The organism is Shewanella sp. AS16 (assembly GCF_021412365.1).
In the GTDB taxonomy this organism is placed as follows: Bacteria; Pseudomonadota; Gammaproteobacteria; order Enterobacterales; family Shewanellaceae; genus Shewanella; species Shewanella salipaludis.
Window position 1 is genome coordinate 113,045 of record NZ_JAKCLK010000001.1, and the last position, 15,885, is coordinate 128,929.

Here is a 15,885-nt window from a genome sequence, read left to right on the forward strand (position 1 = left end):
CCATGCCCCCTCCATGCACCCGACTTGGTCCCTGATCTGGCCCCCGTTCTGGCCGAAGCATGAGGGCGCTCGGCGCCTGCATGACACTGAGCCGACCCTGGGTGTTGCAGCCGAACGCCATTGAGCTTTCCCGTGTTACTCATGTGTAACTGTTTGTTTCCTTTGTCAGCATTTCATCCCGCTATTTCAATCCCCTCCTTGCCTGTTTTGCGGATTCTGGCGACAATGACGACAGAACTCACCAGATTAAGTGCTTCAATTCTTGCGAATCGCGTCGTTCGGTACATGCCTGCGTTTCATGCTCGTCAGCTGGGTGCTGAGCTGCCGTTATGCCCATGCGGATGCCGCCTGGCTCAGCCTCAAGATAGAGGGCGTAGAGGGCAAGCTGGCACAAAATGTCCACGCCCATCTGGGACCGCTGCCGGATTCCGCCGTCCAGCGGCGGGCCTATCTGTTCAACGTCGAGTCCAATGTCACAGCCGCACTCGAATCTCTGGGCTATTACCATGGGCGCCTGGAGAAGGAAGTAGTGGAAACCGACTCAGGCCCCTGGCCCCTGACGCTCAAGATCACCCCGGGGGAACCGACCCGGCTGCAATGGGTCGATATCCAATTTGCCGGAGAGATGCTGGACGATGATGCCTTCGATGCCTGGCTGGATCTCATCGCCCTCAAGCCGGGTGACATACTGGATCATGGCCAGTACACGGACATCAAGTCGCAACTGCTGGGGCTGGCCTTTTCCCGTGGCTATTTTGACGGCAAATTGACCCTGGCCCAGATCAAGGTCAACCGCGACCTGGATCTGGCCCGGATCAACCTGCATTATGACTCGGGCCAGCGTTATCACCTGGGGGAGATCAGTTTCGAGGGCCATACACTCGAGCCAGGCTTCCTCGAACGCCTCATTCCCTTCGAGCCCCATGCGGCCTATTCCAACAAGCGCCTGAATGCGCTCAATGGCAAGTTGCTGGATACCGGCTACTTCGCCAATATCAAGGTGCTGCCCCAGATAGACAAGCTGGCCCAGGGGCAAGTGCCGGTGCGGGTCGAACTCACCCCGAGAGCGGATCACGCCATAGAACTGGGCTTGGGCGCAGACATAGGCAAGAGTGCCGACAGCGTGATAGAGCCCAGGGTCAGAGTGACCTGGCGCACACCTCAGCTCAACCGCTATGGCCACTCCCAGGAAACCAGCCTCGAATGGAAGCCCGACAAGCCCAAATTTTTAACCACCTACACCCTGCCTCTGAGCCATCCGCTGGACGATCAGCTGAAGATACGCCTGGGATTGCTGCGGGATCAATACGGTGTGACTCAGGATTATGATGCCGCCGGACGGACCTTCAATGACATAGGCCGCCTGGAGTCGAGCAAATATTTGTTGGGGCTGTTACGCCAGCACAGGCTAGCCGACAATTGGCTGTTCGGCTATTCCCTCGAGGCTAACAGGGAGTTCTATACCCAGGCAGATGTGGATTACGATCCCGTGTTCTATCTGGCCGGCGTTAGCCTGTCACAAACGGTGCGCAGCGATAACGCCCTGGATCCCAAGTCGGGTTTCCGGCAGATTTACAGTCTCGAGTATGGCGATCCCGAACTGGGTTCCCAAACCCGCCTGGCCAGGTTACAGGCCAGATTCAAGTGGATAGACACCTTCTTCGACAAGCATAGAATCGTTTCCCGGCTGGATCTGGGGGCCAACTTGGCCGAGGAACATCAACTGGCCTATATCTCACCCTCACTGCGCTATTTTGCCGGGGGCGATCAGAGCGTGCGTGGCTACAGTTATCAGGAACTCGGCCCCTACCGGGACTATATCAATAGCCAGGGCGGCCTGTCCCGTGAAGTCGTGGGGGGCCGCTATCTGATGGTGGCCAGCCTGGAGTATCAATATTATCTGACCCAGCACTGGCGCCTTGGCAGTTTCATAGATGCGGGTAATGCCTTCGATAACCGTCAGTTCGAGCCTGTGGTGTCTGTCGGCGGCGGAGTTCACTGGATTTCGCCCATAGGCCCTATTCGGCTCGACTTGGGGGTCGGCCTGAAAGAAACCGACACGGTGGACAGATCCTGGCGTATCCATCTGACCATGGGGACAGATCTATGACCCAGGCCACGCCGGCGCCAACGTTACTCAGAGCCAGGCTGCGCCTTGGCTGGCGTTATTTCAAATGGCTGACGCGCGTGCTTGTCTATGTGCCCTTGACCCTGGTCATACTGGCGGCCCTCTTGCTTGGCACCCCACTGGGCGCCCGGGTGTCGGTTTCTCTGGCGAACGCCCTGGTACCGGGTCTGACATTGAGCTATAGCTCGGGCACGCTGAACAAGCACCTGAGCCTGGCAAACGCCGGTTGGTCGGGGACGGGAATAGACGTCAGGCTGACGAATGTCGACTTCGCCTGGACTCCGGCTTGTCTGCTGCATAGGCAAGTCTGTGTCAACGACTTGAGCGCCACTGAGGTCAAAGTGGCGATCGATACCCAGGCGCTTGCGGCCGCAACCACTCTCGAAACCAATCTTGAAGCCGATCGAGACGACGGCCCGGCAGCACTGCCGCTGGCCATCAGCCTGGCCCAAGCCGAGCTGCACCAAGTGCGGGTCACAGTAGACAGCAACAGCTTCAGCGCCGCCAGCCTCCACACAGGCGCCACCTGGCGAGCGGAGGGCTTGATCGTCACCTCGCTGGACACCCAGGGGCTGGAGGTCGTCATCCCGGCGGACCCCATTCAGGGCCAGGCCAGCGTTCCTGGCCAAGTCCCAACGGCCGCCACGGCCGGCATTCCTACATCTATTCCTGCAGGCATTCATGCAAACAGAGATGCCAGCACAGCCAATGTCTGGCCGTTGGCCCAGCTGCCGGCCGTCGGCATGCCCTTTCCCCTGTATGTGAAGGCGCTGACACTGACAGACAGCCGGCTGCAACTGGGTACCAGGGTCGACCACTTCGGCCACATAGCCCTGTCGGCCAGCTACCTTGGGTATGATCTGGTCATCAATGAGCTCAATGCCAGCCATGATGACGGCACAGTGCAGCTCAGCGGCGAACTGGCCCTGGAAGGCGCCTATCCCCTGCGCCTTAAAGCGGCATTGGCGTTGGACAAGCTGGCCGAACTGCCGCAGCTCACGGGGCAGACATTGCAGTTGACCCTGGATAATGACTTGCACGATTTACACCTGAGCGCCAGCGCACAGGGCGATGCCGGCTTCAGCCTAAGGGGCAAGATCAATCTGCAATCCCCGGACTTACCCTATCAGATGTCACTGGCCCAAGGCATGGCCCACTGGCCGTTGCAGGCGCCGCTTTACACCCTGAGCGAGCTGACGCTCCAAAGCCAGGGGAACCTCAGGCAGCAGCACTCGAGCCTGACGGCCAGACTCGGCACGCCCTTCCATGGCGAGCTGGCCATTGCCACCGAGTTCAGCCATGGCGACGAAAAACTCACCCTGGAACGCTTCGATGCCAAGGGCAGCCCAGGCATGCTGTCGCTCCAGGGGGAGCTGGACTACAGTGACGGCCTGCGCTGGCAAACCCGGCTCATGACCCAAGAGCTGCAACTGGAGCAACTCCTGCTCCCAGACGGCCAGACACTGCCCGAGAGCAGCATATCCGGCCGCCTTAACAGCCAGGGTTATTGGCAGGATGGCCACTGGCAAGTTGCCTTGTCCCAGACGCAATTACAGGGCTCGTTGCGGCATTTTCCTTTCACACTCGACGGCGATGTCCGCCTCGACAACCTGTGGCACCTCAGTGCCCAAGCACTGCACGCCGAGGCACTCGGTGCCAGCCTGACTATGCATGGCACGGCTGGACAGCAATGGGATCTCCATGGCCAGCTGAATGTGCCCGACTTCAGCCGCTGGTTGCCCACAGCCAAGGGTCGACTGCGGGCGCAACTGGACGTCAGTGGCAGCGAATCGCATCCACAGTTACAGCTAGCGGCCGACATAGGCGAGGCAGAATATGCCGGCGCCAACTTGCAGGCGGCAAAGTTGAACGGCCTGTATTCCCCCTTGGATAACCATAAGTTCGATATCGAGCTCAAGACCCGGGACCTGGTCTGGAATGGCCATAGCCTCACGGGCAGCAGCATAGTCGCCAAAGGGGATGCCAGGGCGCAAACTTTGACCCTGAATACCCAGGGGGAACTCGCCCTGGCCAGCCATATAGCCAGCCAGTTCGATGCCGAGCATTCACTCTGGGCCATTTCGGTCGCCGACCTGTCACTGGGGACACGCCTGGGGCGCTGGCAACTGGACAAAAGGGTCGATATCGCTTGGGATCAGGCCAGGGCCCAGGGCAAGCTAAGCGCCTTTTGCCTGCAACATGCGGAAGGCCGGCTATGCCTGACAGACGCCAACCACATTGGCAACCTAGGCAAGGTCAAACTCGAGGGCCAGGGCAATCCGGGGAAAATACTGGCGCCGCTGCTGCCGGCGCACATAGACTGGGACGGGCCGGCGCGCCTGGAGGCCGAGCTTGACTGGGCCCCACAACATAAGCCCAAGGCGTATCTGGCCCTGGAATTTGCCCCGGGCAGCCTGACCCTGCAGCAGGACAAGCAGCGCCGACTCAAGATGAACTACCAGCAACTGTCCCTGCTCAGCCGCCTGGATGAGCGGCAGCTGGTCAACCAGATACAATTTCAATCCGAGGACATTGCCAGTCTGGACACGGAAATCGCTGTCTCTGTCACCCCGGATCGGCGCCTGAGCGGCTTTGCCAACATACAGGAAATCAATTTGGCGCCCTTTGGGGAATTCTTCCCCCAACTGGACCGGCTTGAGGGCCTGCTTTCCAGTAAGTTAACCTTCGCCGGAGACTTGATGACGCCCAGAGTCGCAGGCGAGATAGGCCTGAAACAAGGCACACTCTCCCTGGCCTCGAATCCAACCCTGCTGGAAAACATCGACATGGATATGCGGCTGGCCGGCCAACAGGGGCGTCTGGCGGGTCACTGGCAGATGGGCGACGGCAAGGGCCAACTCAGCGGTCAACTGCAATGGCCACAGGGGCAATTCAGCGGAGAGCTGGCAATCCAGGGCCGGGAGCTGGCGCTGATCCAACCCCCCTTGGCCATTTTGGATGTGTCACCCGACATCACGGTCCGCTTCGATCGCCGCCTGCTGGACATAAGCGGCAAGATCTCCGTGCCTTCGGGCAATATCAAGATAGTGCCGCTGGTCAAAGGCGGGGTTGCCGTCTCGGATGATGTGATCTTCGATGACTCAATCGCTGCCGAGCAACAGCAATTGAGTCCCTATGGGATAGCCGCCAACCTCAACATAGAGGTAGGGAAAGCACTGCTCATCGACGGCATGGGCCTCAAGGGCAAGCTGCGGGGCTCACTCAAGCTGCAACAGCAGGCCTTCCGCCCTCCTCTCTTGTATGGGGATGTCAGGGTCGTCAACGGCAGCTATCGTTTCATGGGACAAACCTTGAAGATCACCAAGGGTGAGGTGCAGTTTGTCGGCCCGACCCAGGTACCGAATCTCAATATAGAAGCCATAAGGGAGATCCGCACCGAAGACATCACGGCCGGAGTGAGGATCACAGGCACGCCGCAGCGCCCCCTGGTGACCTTGTTCTCCAATCCGGCCAAGGAACAGGGGGAGATCTTGTCCTATATCCTCAAGGGCAAGGGGCTTTCCAGCAGCACAAGCGAGCAGAATAATGCCTTGATGATCAGCGCGGCATTGAGCCTGAGCTCACAACTGGATGGCGGGGCCATCGGTGGCATAGGCAGCACGGCAACCGGCTTGATTGAAAAGTTCGGCTTCTCCAACGTGCAACTGGACACCAACGATGAGGGACGGGTCGCCATCAGTGGCTTCATAGGGGAGGACTTGATGGTCAAGTATGGGATAGGGGTGTTTAACCCAGGCTATGAAATGACGGTCAGATACTATCTGTTATCCCAGCTCTATCTGGAAACTGTCTCCGGCACCCTGGGGCAATCATTGGATATCTACTACAGCTTCGATCTCTAGGCCGATTTCGACCTCAAATGGCCAGGAACGGGCAACAAAAAAGCGCCTCAAAAGGCGCTTTTTCGTCGAAATCACATTAAGCGAATGTGAAATCTACGTGTTCAACCAAAGGCTTGAATACGTGACGTTGCATAGCTTGAGCACGAACACTCACTTCTTTGCCATCTAAAACGATGGTCAGAGTAGAAGTATAGAAATCTTCGTTAGCCTGGATGTTGATGATGTCTTTGTGATCAAAAACAATTGAAACTGGCTCTTTACCTGCGCCGTAGATAACAGCTGGTACTTTACCTGCATGACGTAGGCGGCGGCTCGAACCTTTCCCTACTTCAGTACGGGTTTGTGCTTGGATAGTGTAAGACATGGATTTCTCACTTAATTCTTAAATAGAAAGTATGCCGCCATTTTCGACCAATGACGGCTCATATAAAGCGCGCGGATTCTACCATGACAGCCGGGGGAGAGCAAGGCCGGATCTCAGGCCAGAGTTCCGGGCGCAGCGCCTTACCAGTGGCGCACCGGACCGCAATCCACATGCACGAAACCCGAGTCCGGGTAGTAACCTACCCCGCCGAGTTTAAGCGACAGTGCCGCGTCCCTCAGGTTCTTGAGCTTAACGCTGGGGATAGCTATGTCCATCGCCATGCCACGCATATGATAGCTCTGCTTGGCAACACCGCTGCTCCTGGCCGCCAACATGGCGTTGGTCTCGGGCGAGCGATAGCCGGAAATCACATGTATGTCATCCCGGGTGTCCAAGGTTTCACGTAAACTGTACAAAATGTCGAATAAGCGCTTATCCATGGGCACGGCCAAATTTTGCCTATGATCGCGCAGTAAGTGACTGAAATCAGACATGACATCACTTTGATAATGACCATCAACCCAATATGCACCACCACCATGTTCACCCGTATGACGATTGTACAGGCTCAGGGCCCGACTCCCTTGGGTTGACCTGCTGGCCATGGCTTTAGAAGGGATCACAGAGAACATTGCCGCACCACCCAGGCCCAACAACAACTGCCTACGGGCAGGACAAATCACAGACACTAGCTCACCTTTTGATCATTTTTCATACAAGAGACAAGCAAATTATACTGAATAAGCGCCGAGATCAAGTTTTCTGCAGGGTGAAAGTGCCGTGTTTGCTGGGTTTCGCCCCTATGTCATTGCTGTTCAATCATTTACCCCGGGTCAATTAACTGCCTGGGTATTCGCCGCCACCCTGGACGAAGAACCCGCCTCCTTGAGCCGGTAAATGTCCTCCCGGTACTGGGACAAGTGTGCCTCGTCGACCCAAGCGGTCCAATAGACGAGATATATCGGCAGCGGCTGATTCAAGGAAAACCACTGAGTCTTTCTCGAGCCCTGCCGCATTCTATGCCAGGTACGGGTGTCCTTAATCAAGTGTTCGGCAAACCAATCGGCCAACTCCTCTACCTTTTCGATGCGGATACAACCATGGGACAGGGCCCTGTCTGCCCGCTCGAATAGCCGCTTATCCGGGGTGTCGTGCAGGTAAACGCCAAACCTGTTGCTGAAGTGGAATTTGTAGCGTCCCAGGGCATTCTTGGCGCCGGGCCTCTGCACCAGGTAATAGGGGAATTTGCTTGCTGCCTGTTGACGCCATTCCTCGGGTGACTTGATTATCTTGTTGCCCTGATAATCGAAGACGTCGAAACGTCGCTGGGATAGATAATCACCATCCCGGCGGATCTGAGGCAGTAGCTCCTTCGCCAAGATACTGTGCGGCACCCGCCAACTGGGATTGAGTATGATATTGGAGATCTCACTCTGCAGCTGTGGCGTCGGCAGCCTCGGCTTACCCACTATCACCTTGGATCTCAACGCCACCTGCCGTCGATCTACCAGGGTAAGCTCAAATGCCGGAATGTTGATCAAGAGGTAACGCTCGCCGAGGCGCGCCAGATATTGGGTCTTCTCGACAAAGTTCCTTGCCAGCAACTCGGCCCTCTGCATTGGGGTCCTGTTCAGCCAGCCCAAGGTCTGAGGCCCTATCACGGCATCCGGGGTTAATCCATGCCGGGACTGAAAGTGCCTCACCCCAAAGGCCAAGGCGGCGTCGTAATAGGTCTGCTCATGGGGCTCGGTATCCAAGTCACCGAGCAACCAGAGGCGATAGGCTATGGGGGCCAACAGCCGATGACTGTCACCTGGCCTCAGCCAGCCGCTCAGTTCGATAGGCGCCCAGGCATAATGCTCCTCGAGCCATAACAGCTGGCGAATGCTGTTACTCACCCAGAGGTAATCCTCCGCCGGGGGTTCCAGCGCCAGGGCCCGTATGTCTGCGCCCGCCTGGGGCGGAAGTGTATCGAAGGCCAGTCTGACACCACGCTCATGCCAATAGCGGGCGATATCCATTTGTATTTTATCTACATATTCAAGATACTGGGCCTCTGTCCCCTGCTCAAGCAAGCGGAAGTAATGGGCAAATTTGGCATCTGTTTCGGCGAGCTGCAACACTTGCAGTTGGTGTTTCAGGATCAGCCTGGCCGCATCCCCTGCCCCTTGCACAGCGCAAGTCCCTCCCGTCAGGAACAAGCACAAGCACAATGCATAAGCCCAGTGTTTCACATTCAGTTCTCCATGATACTCGGATCTATTATGGCAAAAGAATTCGCTGCCAGATGGGGGAATGACAGAGATAAGTTGCGAGTCGAATGGCCGCTAGCGGCACCAGGAATTGGCCAAAAGAGGAATTTGATGAGCCCGGCGGCGGAGTTGAATTTTCGCGAATGACGGCAACAAAAAAGCCCCAATGCTGGATTGAGGCTTAAATGTAATGGTACCCGAGGCCAGACTTGAACTGGCACGCTGTTACCAGCGAGGGATTTTAAATCCCTTGTGTCTACCGATTCCACCACTCGGGCAAACTCTGTATCTCAACGACGGGAATCGTGTCACTGAAATTTAATATGGAGGCGCGACCCGGAGTCGAACCGAGATCGACGGATTTGCAATCCGCAGCATAGCCATTCTGCCATCGCGCCATAGGTTTGGAACTTGAGTCGACTAAGATTGGAGCGACATATCGGGTTCGAACCGATGACCTATACCTTGGCAAGGTATCGCTCTACCAACTGAGCTAATGTCGCAATCATCTTTTACCGCTTTGGTTCCGTAGCCAACCAGGGAGGAAGCAACTCGATTGCTTCGGCCAGCTTGTCTACGGGAGGGCATTCTACCTATTTAACCCCCACTGTCAATCACAGTTCCGCAGATAAATCACTGCCTGCGCACTAAATAATCTCATTGGACTTTTATTGCGCTGTTTATTGCCTCATTCGGCGATGAGGTCTTTCCAGGCGGCCAAAATGTAGTTCATCATGGACCAGAAAGTCAGTACCGTTGCCACATACAGCAGGGCGTAGGCGGCATATACCATGAGGTCGTTGTATTGCCAGATGAGGCCTATGATGGCGACCATTTGTGCCGCCGTCTTGTATTTGCCTATCCAGGATACGGCCACGGCGCCGCGTTTGCCTATTTCCGCCATCCATTCCCGCAGCGCCGAAATCACTATCTCACGGCCAATCATGAATAAGGCGGGAATGGTCAACCAGACACTGGCGTACTGATGCACCAATAACACCAATGCGGTGATCACCATCAATTTGTCGGCCACGGGATCCAGGAAGGCCCCAAAGCGGGTGAGCTGTTTGAGTTTACGGGCCGCATAACCGTCGAGCGCATCTGTCAGTGCCGCTATCCAGAAGGTAAAAGCCGCCGCAAACGGCGCCCAGGAATAAGGCATGTAAAACAACACCACAAAAATCGGCAGTAAAAATAGCCTGAAGAGCGTTAATGCAATAGGTAAATTAAACGGCATGATAAAACCAATTAGTCATAAGCAGCGCCAATCTTGCCTTAAATTTACCCCCCTCGCAATGCATCATGGATTGTTTGCGCCATTTCTATGCTGATCCCGGGCACTTTCACCAATTCGGCGACACTGGCGCCCTTAACTTCTTGTAATCCACCCAAATGTTGCAACAATGCTTTGCGCCGTTTGGGGCCGACCCCAGGGATTGACTCCAAGGTTGACGTGTTGCGGGTCTTCTGTCTTCTATTCCTGTGACCCGTAATGGCGAATCGATGGGACTCGTCGCGGATATGCTGGATAAGGTGCAATGCCGGCGAATCGGCGGCCAGGGAAAAGGTCTGCCGGCCCTCTCCTAAAATCAGGGTTTCCAGGCCGGGTTTGCGCCCTTCCCCCTTGGCGACGCCGATCAACAGAGGTGCCTTGTCCTGGGCAACGAATTTTTCGTCCACCACTTCCTGAGCTATGTTGAGCTGCCCCAAACCACCGTCGATGAACAGCAGATCGGGGATCTTGCCGTTGCTGTCGAGTTTGTCGAAGCGGCGGCTGATGGCTTGCCGCATGGCCGCGTAATCATCGCCCGGGGTGATGCCTTCGATGTTGAAGCGGCGATAGTCCGCCTTATGCGGCCCCTCACGATTGAATACCACACAGGAGGCGACGGTGCTCTCTCCCATGGTATGACTGATATCGAAACATTCCATGCGCCGGATAGGCGTGCTGAGTTCCAGGGTTTCCTCCAACAACAGGAAACGCTGCTCGACCGTGTTCTTATGGGATAACTTGGTCGCCACCGCATTGCTGGCATTGGTCAAGGCCAACCGCAGAAAACTGGCGCGCTCGGAACGCACCTTGGTCTTGAGTTCCACTCTCTTATCCAGGGCCAGGCTGATCGCTTGCTGCAACGCCTCCATGTCGTCGAAACCATGACTCAAGACGATTTCCTTGGGTATGGTGCGCTGAATGTCGGCATTGAGGTAAAACTGCAGCATGAAGGAGCGCAGCACCTCGTCCAACTCTGTCTGGGCCGGCACCTTGGGATAATAGCTGCGACTGCCAAAGATCTTGCCTTCACGAATGAACAGCAAATGAAAACAGGCGATCCCCGAGGCGTAATGCACGCCGATAACATCCAAATCGCCGCGGCTGTTGGTCACTTCCTGCTGTTCGGCCACCCGCCTCAGGGCGGTTATCTGATCCCTGTAGCTGGCCGCCAGCTCATAATGCTGGCTCGTCGCCGCCTCATCCATCTTGGCCACCAGCTCGGCAATCACCAGGTTATCCTTCCCCTTGAGGAAGAGACTGGCCAGTTTCACCTGCTCGGCATAGTCGCTGTCGCTGACCTTGCCGACACAAGGCGCACTGCACCTGCCCAGCTGATACTGGAGGCAGGGACGGGAGCGCGACTTATAATAGAGGTCATCACACTGACGTATGGGGAATAATTTCTGCAGCAGATGCAGGCTCTCGCGCACGGCGCCGCCGTTGGGATAGGGTCCGAAGTAATGGCCCTTCTCACGTTGCGGCCCGCGATGATAAGCCAATCTGGGGTGGCGGTGATCGCTGAGGAAAATGTAAGGGTAGGACTTATCATCCCTGAGCAATACGTTATATTTGGGCATGTATTGCTTGATGTAATCATTTTCAAGCAATAAGGCATCTGTTTCGCTGTGGGTCAGGGTCACATCTATGTTGGCGATGTGGGACACCAACGCCTGGGTCTTGATGTTGGGCAGGTTGCTGCGAAAATAGGAACTCAGACGTTTCTTGAGATCTTTTGCCTTGCCCACATAGATGACGTCACCGGCGCTGTCGTACATGCGATAGACGCCTGCCGACGAAGACACAGTGTTAAGGAAGGCTTTTGAATTGAATCCGCTCGACATACTAGTGACTACTCAAGGGCTCATACCCAGACAGCTCAGACGCACTCACGGGCGTTAGAATTGACCCGTGTCGAGCATCTTGTAACGAATGGCTAAACGTGTCAGCTCAACATCCCCATTTATACCTAATTTGGCGAATAGGCGATAGCGATAACTGTTGACTGTCTTGGGGCTCAGGTTGAGCTGCTCGGAAATATCATTCACTTTTTCGCCATTGGTGATCATCATCATGATCTGCAATTCGCGCTCCGACAGGCTCTTCAGGGGATTGTCCTCTCCCGAATTAAACTGACTCAGCGCCATCTGTTGCGCAATTTCCGGGGACAAGTATCTCTGCCCATGGGCGACTTGGCGTATGGCCTGCAGGACTTCCGGTGGTGTCGCCCCCTTGGTCAAATACCCTGAGGCGCCGGCCTGCATGACCTTAGTCGGGAATGGATCTTCTGAGTGTATGGTCAAGACGATGATCCTGGCATGGGGCTGATAGCGCAATATCTTGCGTGTCGCCTCCAGGCCCCCTATGCCCGGCATATTCATGTCCATCAGGATGACATCGGCTTCATTCTGGCGCGCCCACTGCACCGCAGTTTCACCATCGGGCGCCTCGCCAACCACTTTAATACCGCGTTCATCTTCGAGAATACGCCGGATCCCGGTGCGAACCAACTCATGATCATCGACCAAATATACAGAAATCAACTTCAACCCACCCTATCCCGCTTGTTATAAATTGGCAATCCAGCAGCAAATTTATTTGTTAAGCTAATTTAGCCCATCTGATGGCATTAGCAAAGCATAAATTGGATCAAGTTAACTCAATGATATTAAAAGAGAACGTCAGGCTGCAGTACGGTATAGGGTGAAAGACTAAAAATGCAACAAACAACCCTCCTATTGCGGGTCACTTTTGCCGGAGAAAAGTCACTTGGCGACACCCCATATAGCTTACCAGACTCGGCATAATGCATGACGCCAAACCTGCATTAAGGCATGCCTTAGGAGCCTGAATACGAAAAAGGGCCACTATTATCTAGTGACCCTTCATCTTGAATATGGCGGAGGTGCAAGGATTTGAACCCTGCATAAGAGTGCTATAAACCCATACCGGCCTTAAAGTTCAGCATACAAAAAAAAAGGCTAGCATCACTGCCAGCCTTTCTCGTTGAATATGGCGGAGGAGCAAGGATTCGAACCCTGCATAAAGGTGCTATAACCCATGCTGACCTTAAAGTTCAATAAACAAAAAAAGCCGTCATTGCTGACGGCCTCTCTCGTTGAATATGGCGGAGGAGCAAGGATTTGAACCCTGCATAAAGGTGCTATAACCCATGCTGACCTTAAAGTTCAATAAACAAAAAAAGCCGTCATTGCTGACGGCCTCTCTCGTTGAATATGGCGGAGGAGCAGGGATTTGAACCCTGGATGGGCTATAAACCCATGCCGGTTTTCAAGACCGGTGCATTCAACCACTCTGCCACCCCTCCGAACGAGCGAGATAATAGCTAGCTATGACGTGACTGTAAACCATAAATTATTAAATCCCGCCCGTTTGCTTACTTAGCGATCAACTCGAATGTTTTTTGCTATGGCATCAAAAGTGACTATGGCGGAGGAACAAAGATTAGAACCCTGCATAAGAGTGCTATAAACCTAGATCTCACTCAGTACACATACGAAAAAGGGCCACTATTTCTAGTGGCCCTTCATCTTAAATATGGCGGAGGAACAAAGATTAGAACCCTGCATAAAGGTGCTATAAACCCTAAAGTTCAATATACAAAAAAGGCCGTCATTGCTGACGGCCTTTTTTGTTGAATATGGCGGAGGAGCAGGGATTTAAACCCTGCATGAGAGTGCTATAAACCTAGATCTCACTCAGTACACATACGAAGAAGGGTCACTATTTCTAGTGACCCTTCATCTTAAATATGGCGGAGATGCAAAGATTAGAACCCTGCATAAAGGTGCTATAAACCCATGCCTACTTTAAGGTCCGCTTTAAGATCCAGCATACGAAAAAGGGTCACTATTTCTAGTGACCCTTTATCTTAAATATGGCGGAGGAGCAGGGATTTGAACCCTGGATGGGCTATAAACCCATGCCGGTTTTCAAGACCGGTGCATTCAACCACTCTGCCACCCCTCCGAACGCTGCAAATACTATAAGTAAGGCGTTAACTTGTAAACCTTAAATTGCCAAACTTGAACCAAATGCTCAGCTTATGTGCAAAATGGGCTCTTTTCAGCCAACTAGCCCCCCTAAACGGGGTGGGATAGCGGCTTGCAAATGCAAAAACTACAATACTGTGAGCGACATGGGGACTGGTATGATAAAATCTGGTTAACTTCTCATGATATTTGCAGCCATGACTTCGATTCAGATCCCGACATCGTCACTCGCACCTCAGTTCCATTTACCTCCCCTGTCCCAAGCCAATCCGGGATTGAGCTCCTTGCTGCTTGGCCAAGAGCGCATAGTGGATGCTTTTTCCTTGTTGACTCAGGTTAATGGCCAACAACTTTATATCGCAGATTTTCCCGGCATAGAACGCCAGATGACGATGGCCGCACTGGTCAATCAGCAGGGAGCCCTGCCCGCCCAATATTTGGTTGCCGCCAAGGGCGATGACCAGGGGGTCAAGTTTATTTGGCAAACAGATACCCCCAATGAGAAGCAAGGCGTCATAGCCGAGCAACGCCTGCCCTACCTGTACCTGAGTGGTCATATTCGCCGCGCCGACTTGCTTGGGCGTATAACTCGCACCGATAAGACCAGCCAGTATCAAGCTGGGGCCTTGGCCAAGTGCCATTATTTGTTTATTTGTGCCGAGTCGTTATGGAAACGCGAGCCGCTATGGGAACTGCTGCTGCAGGTGCTCGAAGAAGGCCAGTACAAGATAGGCGGCGAGCTGGCACCCATTCCGCTGAACTGCAAGCTGGTCCTGATTGGACCTGGCCAGCTGTACAGCCAGGCGCTGGCAGAGGACAGGTTGTTTCAGCGCCATTTTCCCCTCTTGGGTGAAATGGCCGGTGAGATAGATCTGACCCTGCATAAGGAAACCCAATACTGCCAATGGCTGCAAACACTGGCCGGCAGCATCGATACCAAGCTAAGTCAATCGAGCCTCTTGCCGCTGTTGCGTCACAGTGCCAGGTTAACCGAACACCAACACAGGCTCAGCCTGTCATCCGCCGACATGCTAAGGCTGTTGGCACAAGCCAAAGCCTATTCAGGCAAGGCGCAACTGGACGCCGCCGCCATAAGTCATGCACTGAAGCAAATGCATTTCCGGCACAACAGCTCGGAAGTGTTTTCCGCCCAGAGTTTTGACGATAATTTTATCAACCTGCCGACTCAGGGCGCCATCATAGGCCAGGTCAATGGCCTGACAGTGATAGATTCGGTCGACTACAGCTATGGCGAGCCGGCGCGCATCACAGTCTCGGTGCATTATGGCGACGGGGAAGTGGCCGACATAGAACGTAAGTCCGAGCTTGGCGGTAACATTCATGCCAAGGGCATGATGATCCTATCCGCTTGCCTCTATCGTATCTTCGGCCGTGATGCGCCGCTGCATCTCAATGCCAACATAGTGTTCGAGCAGTCTTATCAGGAAATCGACGGCGACAGCGCCTCCTTGGCCGAATATTGCTGCCTGATGTCCGCGATTGCCGAACAGCCGATAGCCCAGTCTTTCGGTATTACCGGCGCGCTGGATCAATTCGGTAACGTCCAGGCCATAGGCGGCGTGAATGAGAAGATTGAAGGTTTTTTCAGCCTATGCCAGCGCCGCGGGTTGACCGGGGAACAAGGGGTCATCATTCCCAAGGCCAATATGCTACAACTCAATCTCGACCCTAACATCATAAGTGCCGTGGAAAGTGGCCTGTTTCATATTCATGCCATCACTCATATGGATCAGGCGGTGGAACTCTTGATGAATATGCCGGCCGGGGTTCCGGATGAAGACAATGATTTCCACCATGAGACCCTCTACGGTCTGGTGCAGGCGAGATTGGACAAGCTGGCCGGTCATTTGGATGAAGAACCTGGCCTATTCAGTCGTCTGTTAACAAAATTGAAATTTTTCGGTGGTTAAATAGCTGATCGGAGTTGTTTAGCGTACACCTGTTCGCTAATCTTGGCGGCTCTTATTGCTGGAG

Annotated in this window: 9 protein-coding genes and 5 tRNA genes; 3 read left to right on the forward strand and 11 right to left on the reverse strand. The window is 54.5% G+C overall.

Going from position 1 to position 15,885, the window contains the following annotated elements; genetic code table 11:
• Positions 1-298 precede the first annotated feature (298 nt).
• Positions 299-2,110 carry an autotransporter assembly complex protein TamA gene (locus tag LZP73_RS00565; RefSeq protein ID WP_234232586.1) on the forward strand — a complete coding sequence of 604 codons (1,812 nt, stop codon included), beginning with the start codon at positions 299-301 and terminating at the stop codon, positions 2,108-2,110.
• Positions 2,107-5,991: an autotransporter assembly complex protein TamB gene (gene tamB, locus LZP73_RS00570; RefSeq protein WP_234232587.1), complete on the forward strand. Its 3,885-nt coding sequence runs from the start codon at positions 2,107-2,109 to the stop codon at positions 5,989-5,991. The genes LZP73_RS00565 and tamB overlap by 4 nt, the downstream gene beginning before the upstream one ends.
• Positions 5,992-6,067: 76 nt before the next feature.
• Here the strand turns inward: tamB and rplY are convergent, their stop codons facing one another.
• The 11 genes from rplY to LZP73_RS00625 form a co-directional block, all read right to left on the reverse strand.
• The gene (gene rplY / locus LZP73_RS00575) at positions 6,068-6,355 is read right to left on the reverse strand and encodes a 50S ribosomal protein L25 (protein WP_169562870.1); all 288 of its coding nucleotides are present in this window, start codon (positions 6,353-6,355) and stop codon (positions 6,068-6,070) included.
• Positions 6,356-6,495: 140 nt separating this feature from the next.
• A complete protein-coding gene (locus tag LZP73_RS00580; protein ID WP_234232588.1) occupies positions 6,496-7,044 on the reverse strand; it encodes a DUF882 domain-containing protein in 549 nt (182 codons plus the stop codon).
• A gap of 144 nt (positions 7,045-7,188) precedes the next feature.
• Positions 7,189-8,529, reverse strand: coding sequence for a L,D-transpeptidase family protein (locus LZP73_RS00585; RefSeq protein ID WP_234232589.1), 1,341 nt, complete (start codon positions 8,527-8,529; stop codon positions 7,189-7,191).
• Between the two features lie 269 nt (positions 8,530-8,798).
• Positions 8,799-8,885 (reverse strand) — tRNA-Leu (locus LZP73_RS00590).
• Between the two features lie 46 nt (positions 8,886-8,931).
• Positions 8,932-9,005, reverse strand: a tRNA-Cys gene (locus LZP73_RS00595).
• A gap of 29 nt (positions 9,006-9,034) precedes the next feature.
• Positions 9,035-9,110: transfer RNA gene (locus LZP73_RS00600), tRNA-Gly, on the reverse strand.
• A gap of 185 nt (positions 9,111-9,295) precedes the next feature.
• Positions 9,296-9,844, reverse strand: coding sequence for a CDP-diacylglycerol--glycerol-3-phosphate 3-phosphatidyltransferase (gene pgsA, locus LZP73_RS00605; RefSeq protein WP_234232590.1), 549 nt, complete (start codon positions 9,842-9,844; stop codon positions 9,296-9,298).
• A 44-nt stretch (positions 9,845-9,888) separates the two neighbouring features.
• On the reverse strand, positions 9,889-11,721 hold the full coding sequence (uvrC, locus tag LZP73_RS00610) for an excinuclease ABC subunit UvrC (RefSeq protein WP_234232591.1): 1,833 nt from the start codon (positions 11,719-11,721) through the stop codon (positions 9,889-9,891).
• Positions 11,722-11,775: 54 nt separating this feature from the next.
• The gene (uvrY, locus tag LZP73_RS00615) at positions 11,776-12,420 is read right to left on the reverse strand and encodes a UvrY/SirA/GacA family response regulator transcription factor (RefSeq protein ID WP_169563320.1); all 645 of its coding nucleotides are present in this window, start codon (positions 12,418-12,420) and stop codon (positions 11,776-11,778) included.
• A gap of 694 nt (positions 12,421-13,114) precedes the next feature.
• Positions 13,115-13,205: transfer RNA gene (locus tag LZP73_RS00620), tRNA-Ser, on the reverse strand.
• 571 nt (positions 13,206-13,776) lie between these two features.
• Positions 13,777-13,867: transfer RNA gene (locus LZP73_RS00625), tRNA-Ser, on the reverse strand.
• A 220-nt stretch (positions 13,868-14,087) separates the two neighbouring features.
• Here LZP73_RS00625 and LZP73_RS00630 point away from each other — a divergent pair.
• Positions 14,088-15,821, forward strand: a complete 1,734-nt coding sequence (locus tag LZP73_RS00630; protein ID WP_234232592.1) for an AAA family ATPase — start codon at positions 14,088-14,090, stop codon at positions 15,819-15,821.
• The last annotated feature ends 64 nt before the right edge of the window (positions 15,822-15,885 follow it).

What these genes read in the sequence shown, in the direction of transcription:
- tamB (WP_234232587.1), top strand. Translation starts at nt 2,107, where the DNA reads ATGACCCAGGCCACGCCGGCGCCAACGTTACTCAGAGCCAGGCTGCGC.
- LZP73_RS00565 (WP_234232586.1), top strand. Translation starts at nt 299, where the DNA reads ATGCTCGTCAGCTGGGTGCTGAGCTGCCGTTATGCCCATGCGGATGCC.
- LZP73_RS00630 (WP_234232592.1), top strand. Translation starts at nt 14,088, where the DNA reads ATGACTTCGATTCAGATCCCGACATCGTCACTCGCACCTCAGTTCCAT.
- rplY (WP_169562870.1), bottom strand. Translation starts at nt 6,355, where the DNA reads ATGTCTTACACTATCCAAGCACAAACCCGTACTGAAGTAGGGAAAGGT.
- uvrC (WP_234232591.1), bottom strand. Translation starts at nt 11,721, where the DNA reads ATGTCGAGCGGATTCAATTCAAAAGCCTTCCTTAACACTGTGTCTTCG.
- pgsA (WP_234232590.1), bottom strand. Translation starts at nt 9,844, where the DNA reads ATGCCGTTTAATTTACCTATTGCATTAACGCTCTTCAGGCTATTTTTA.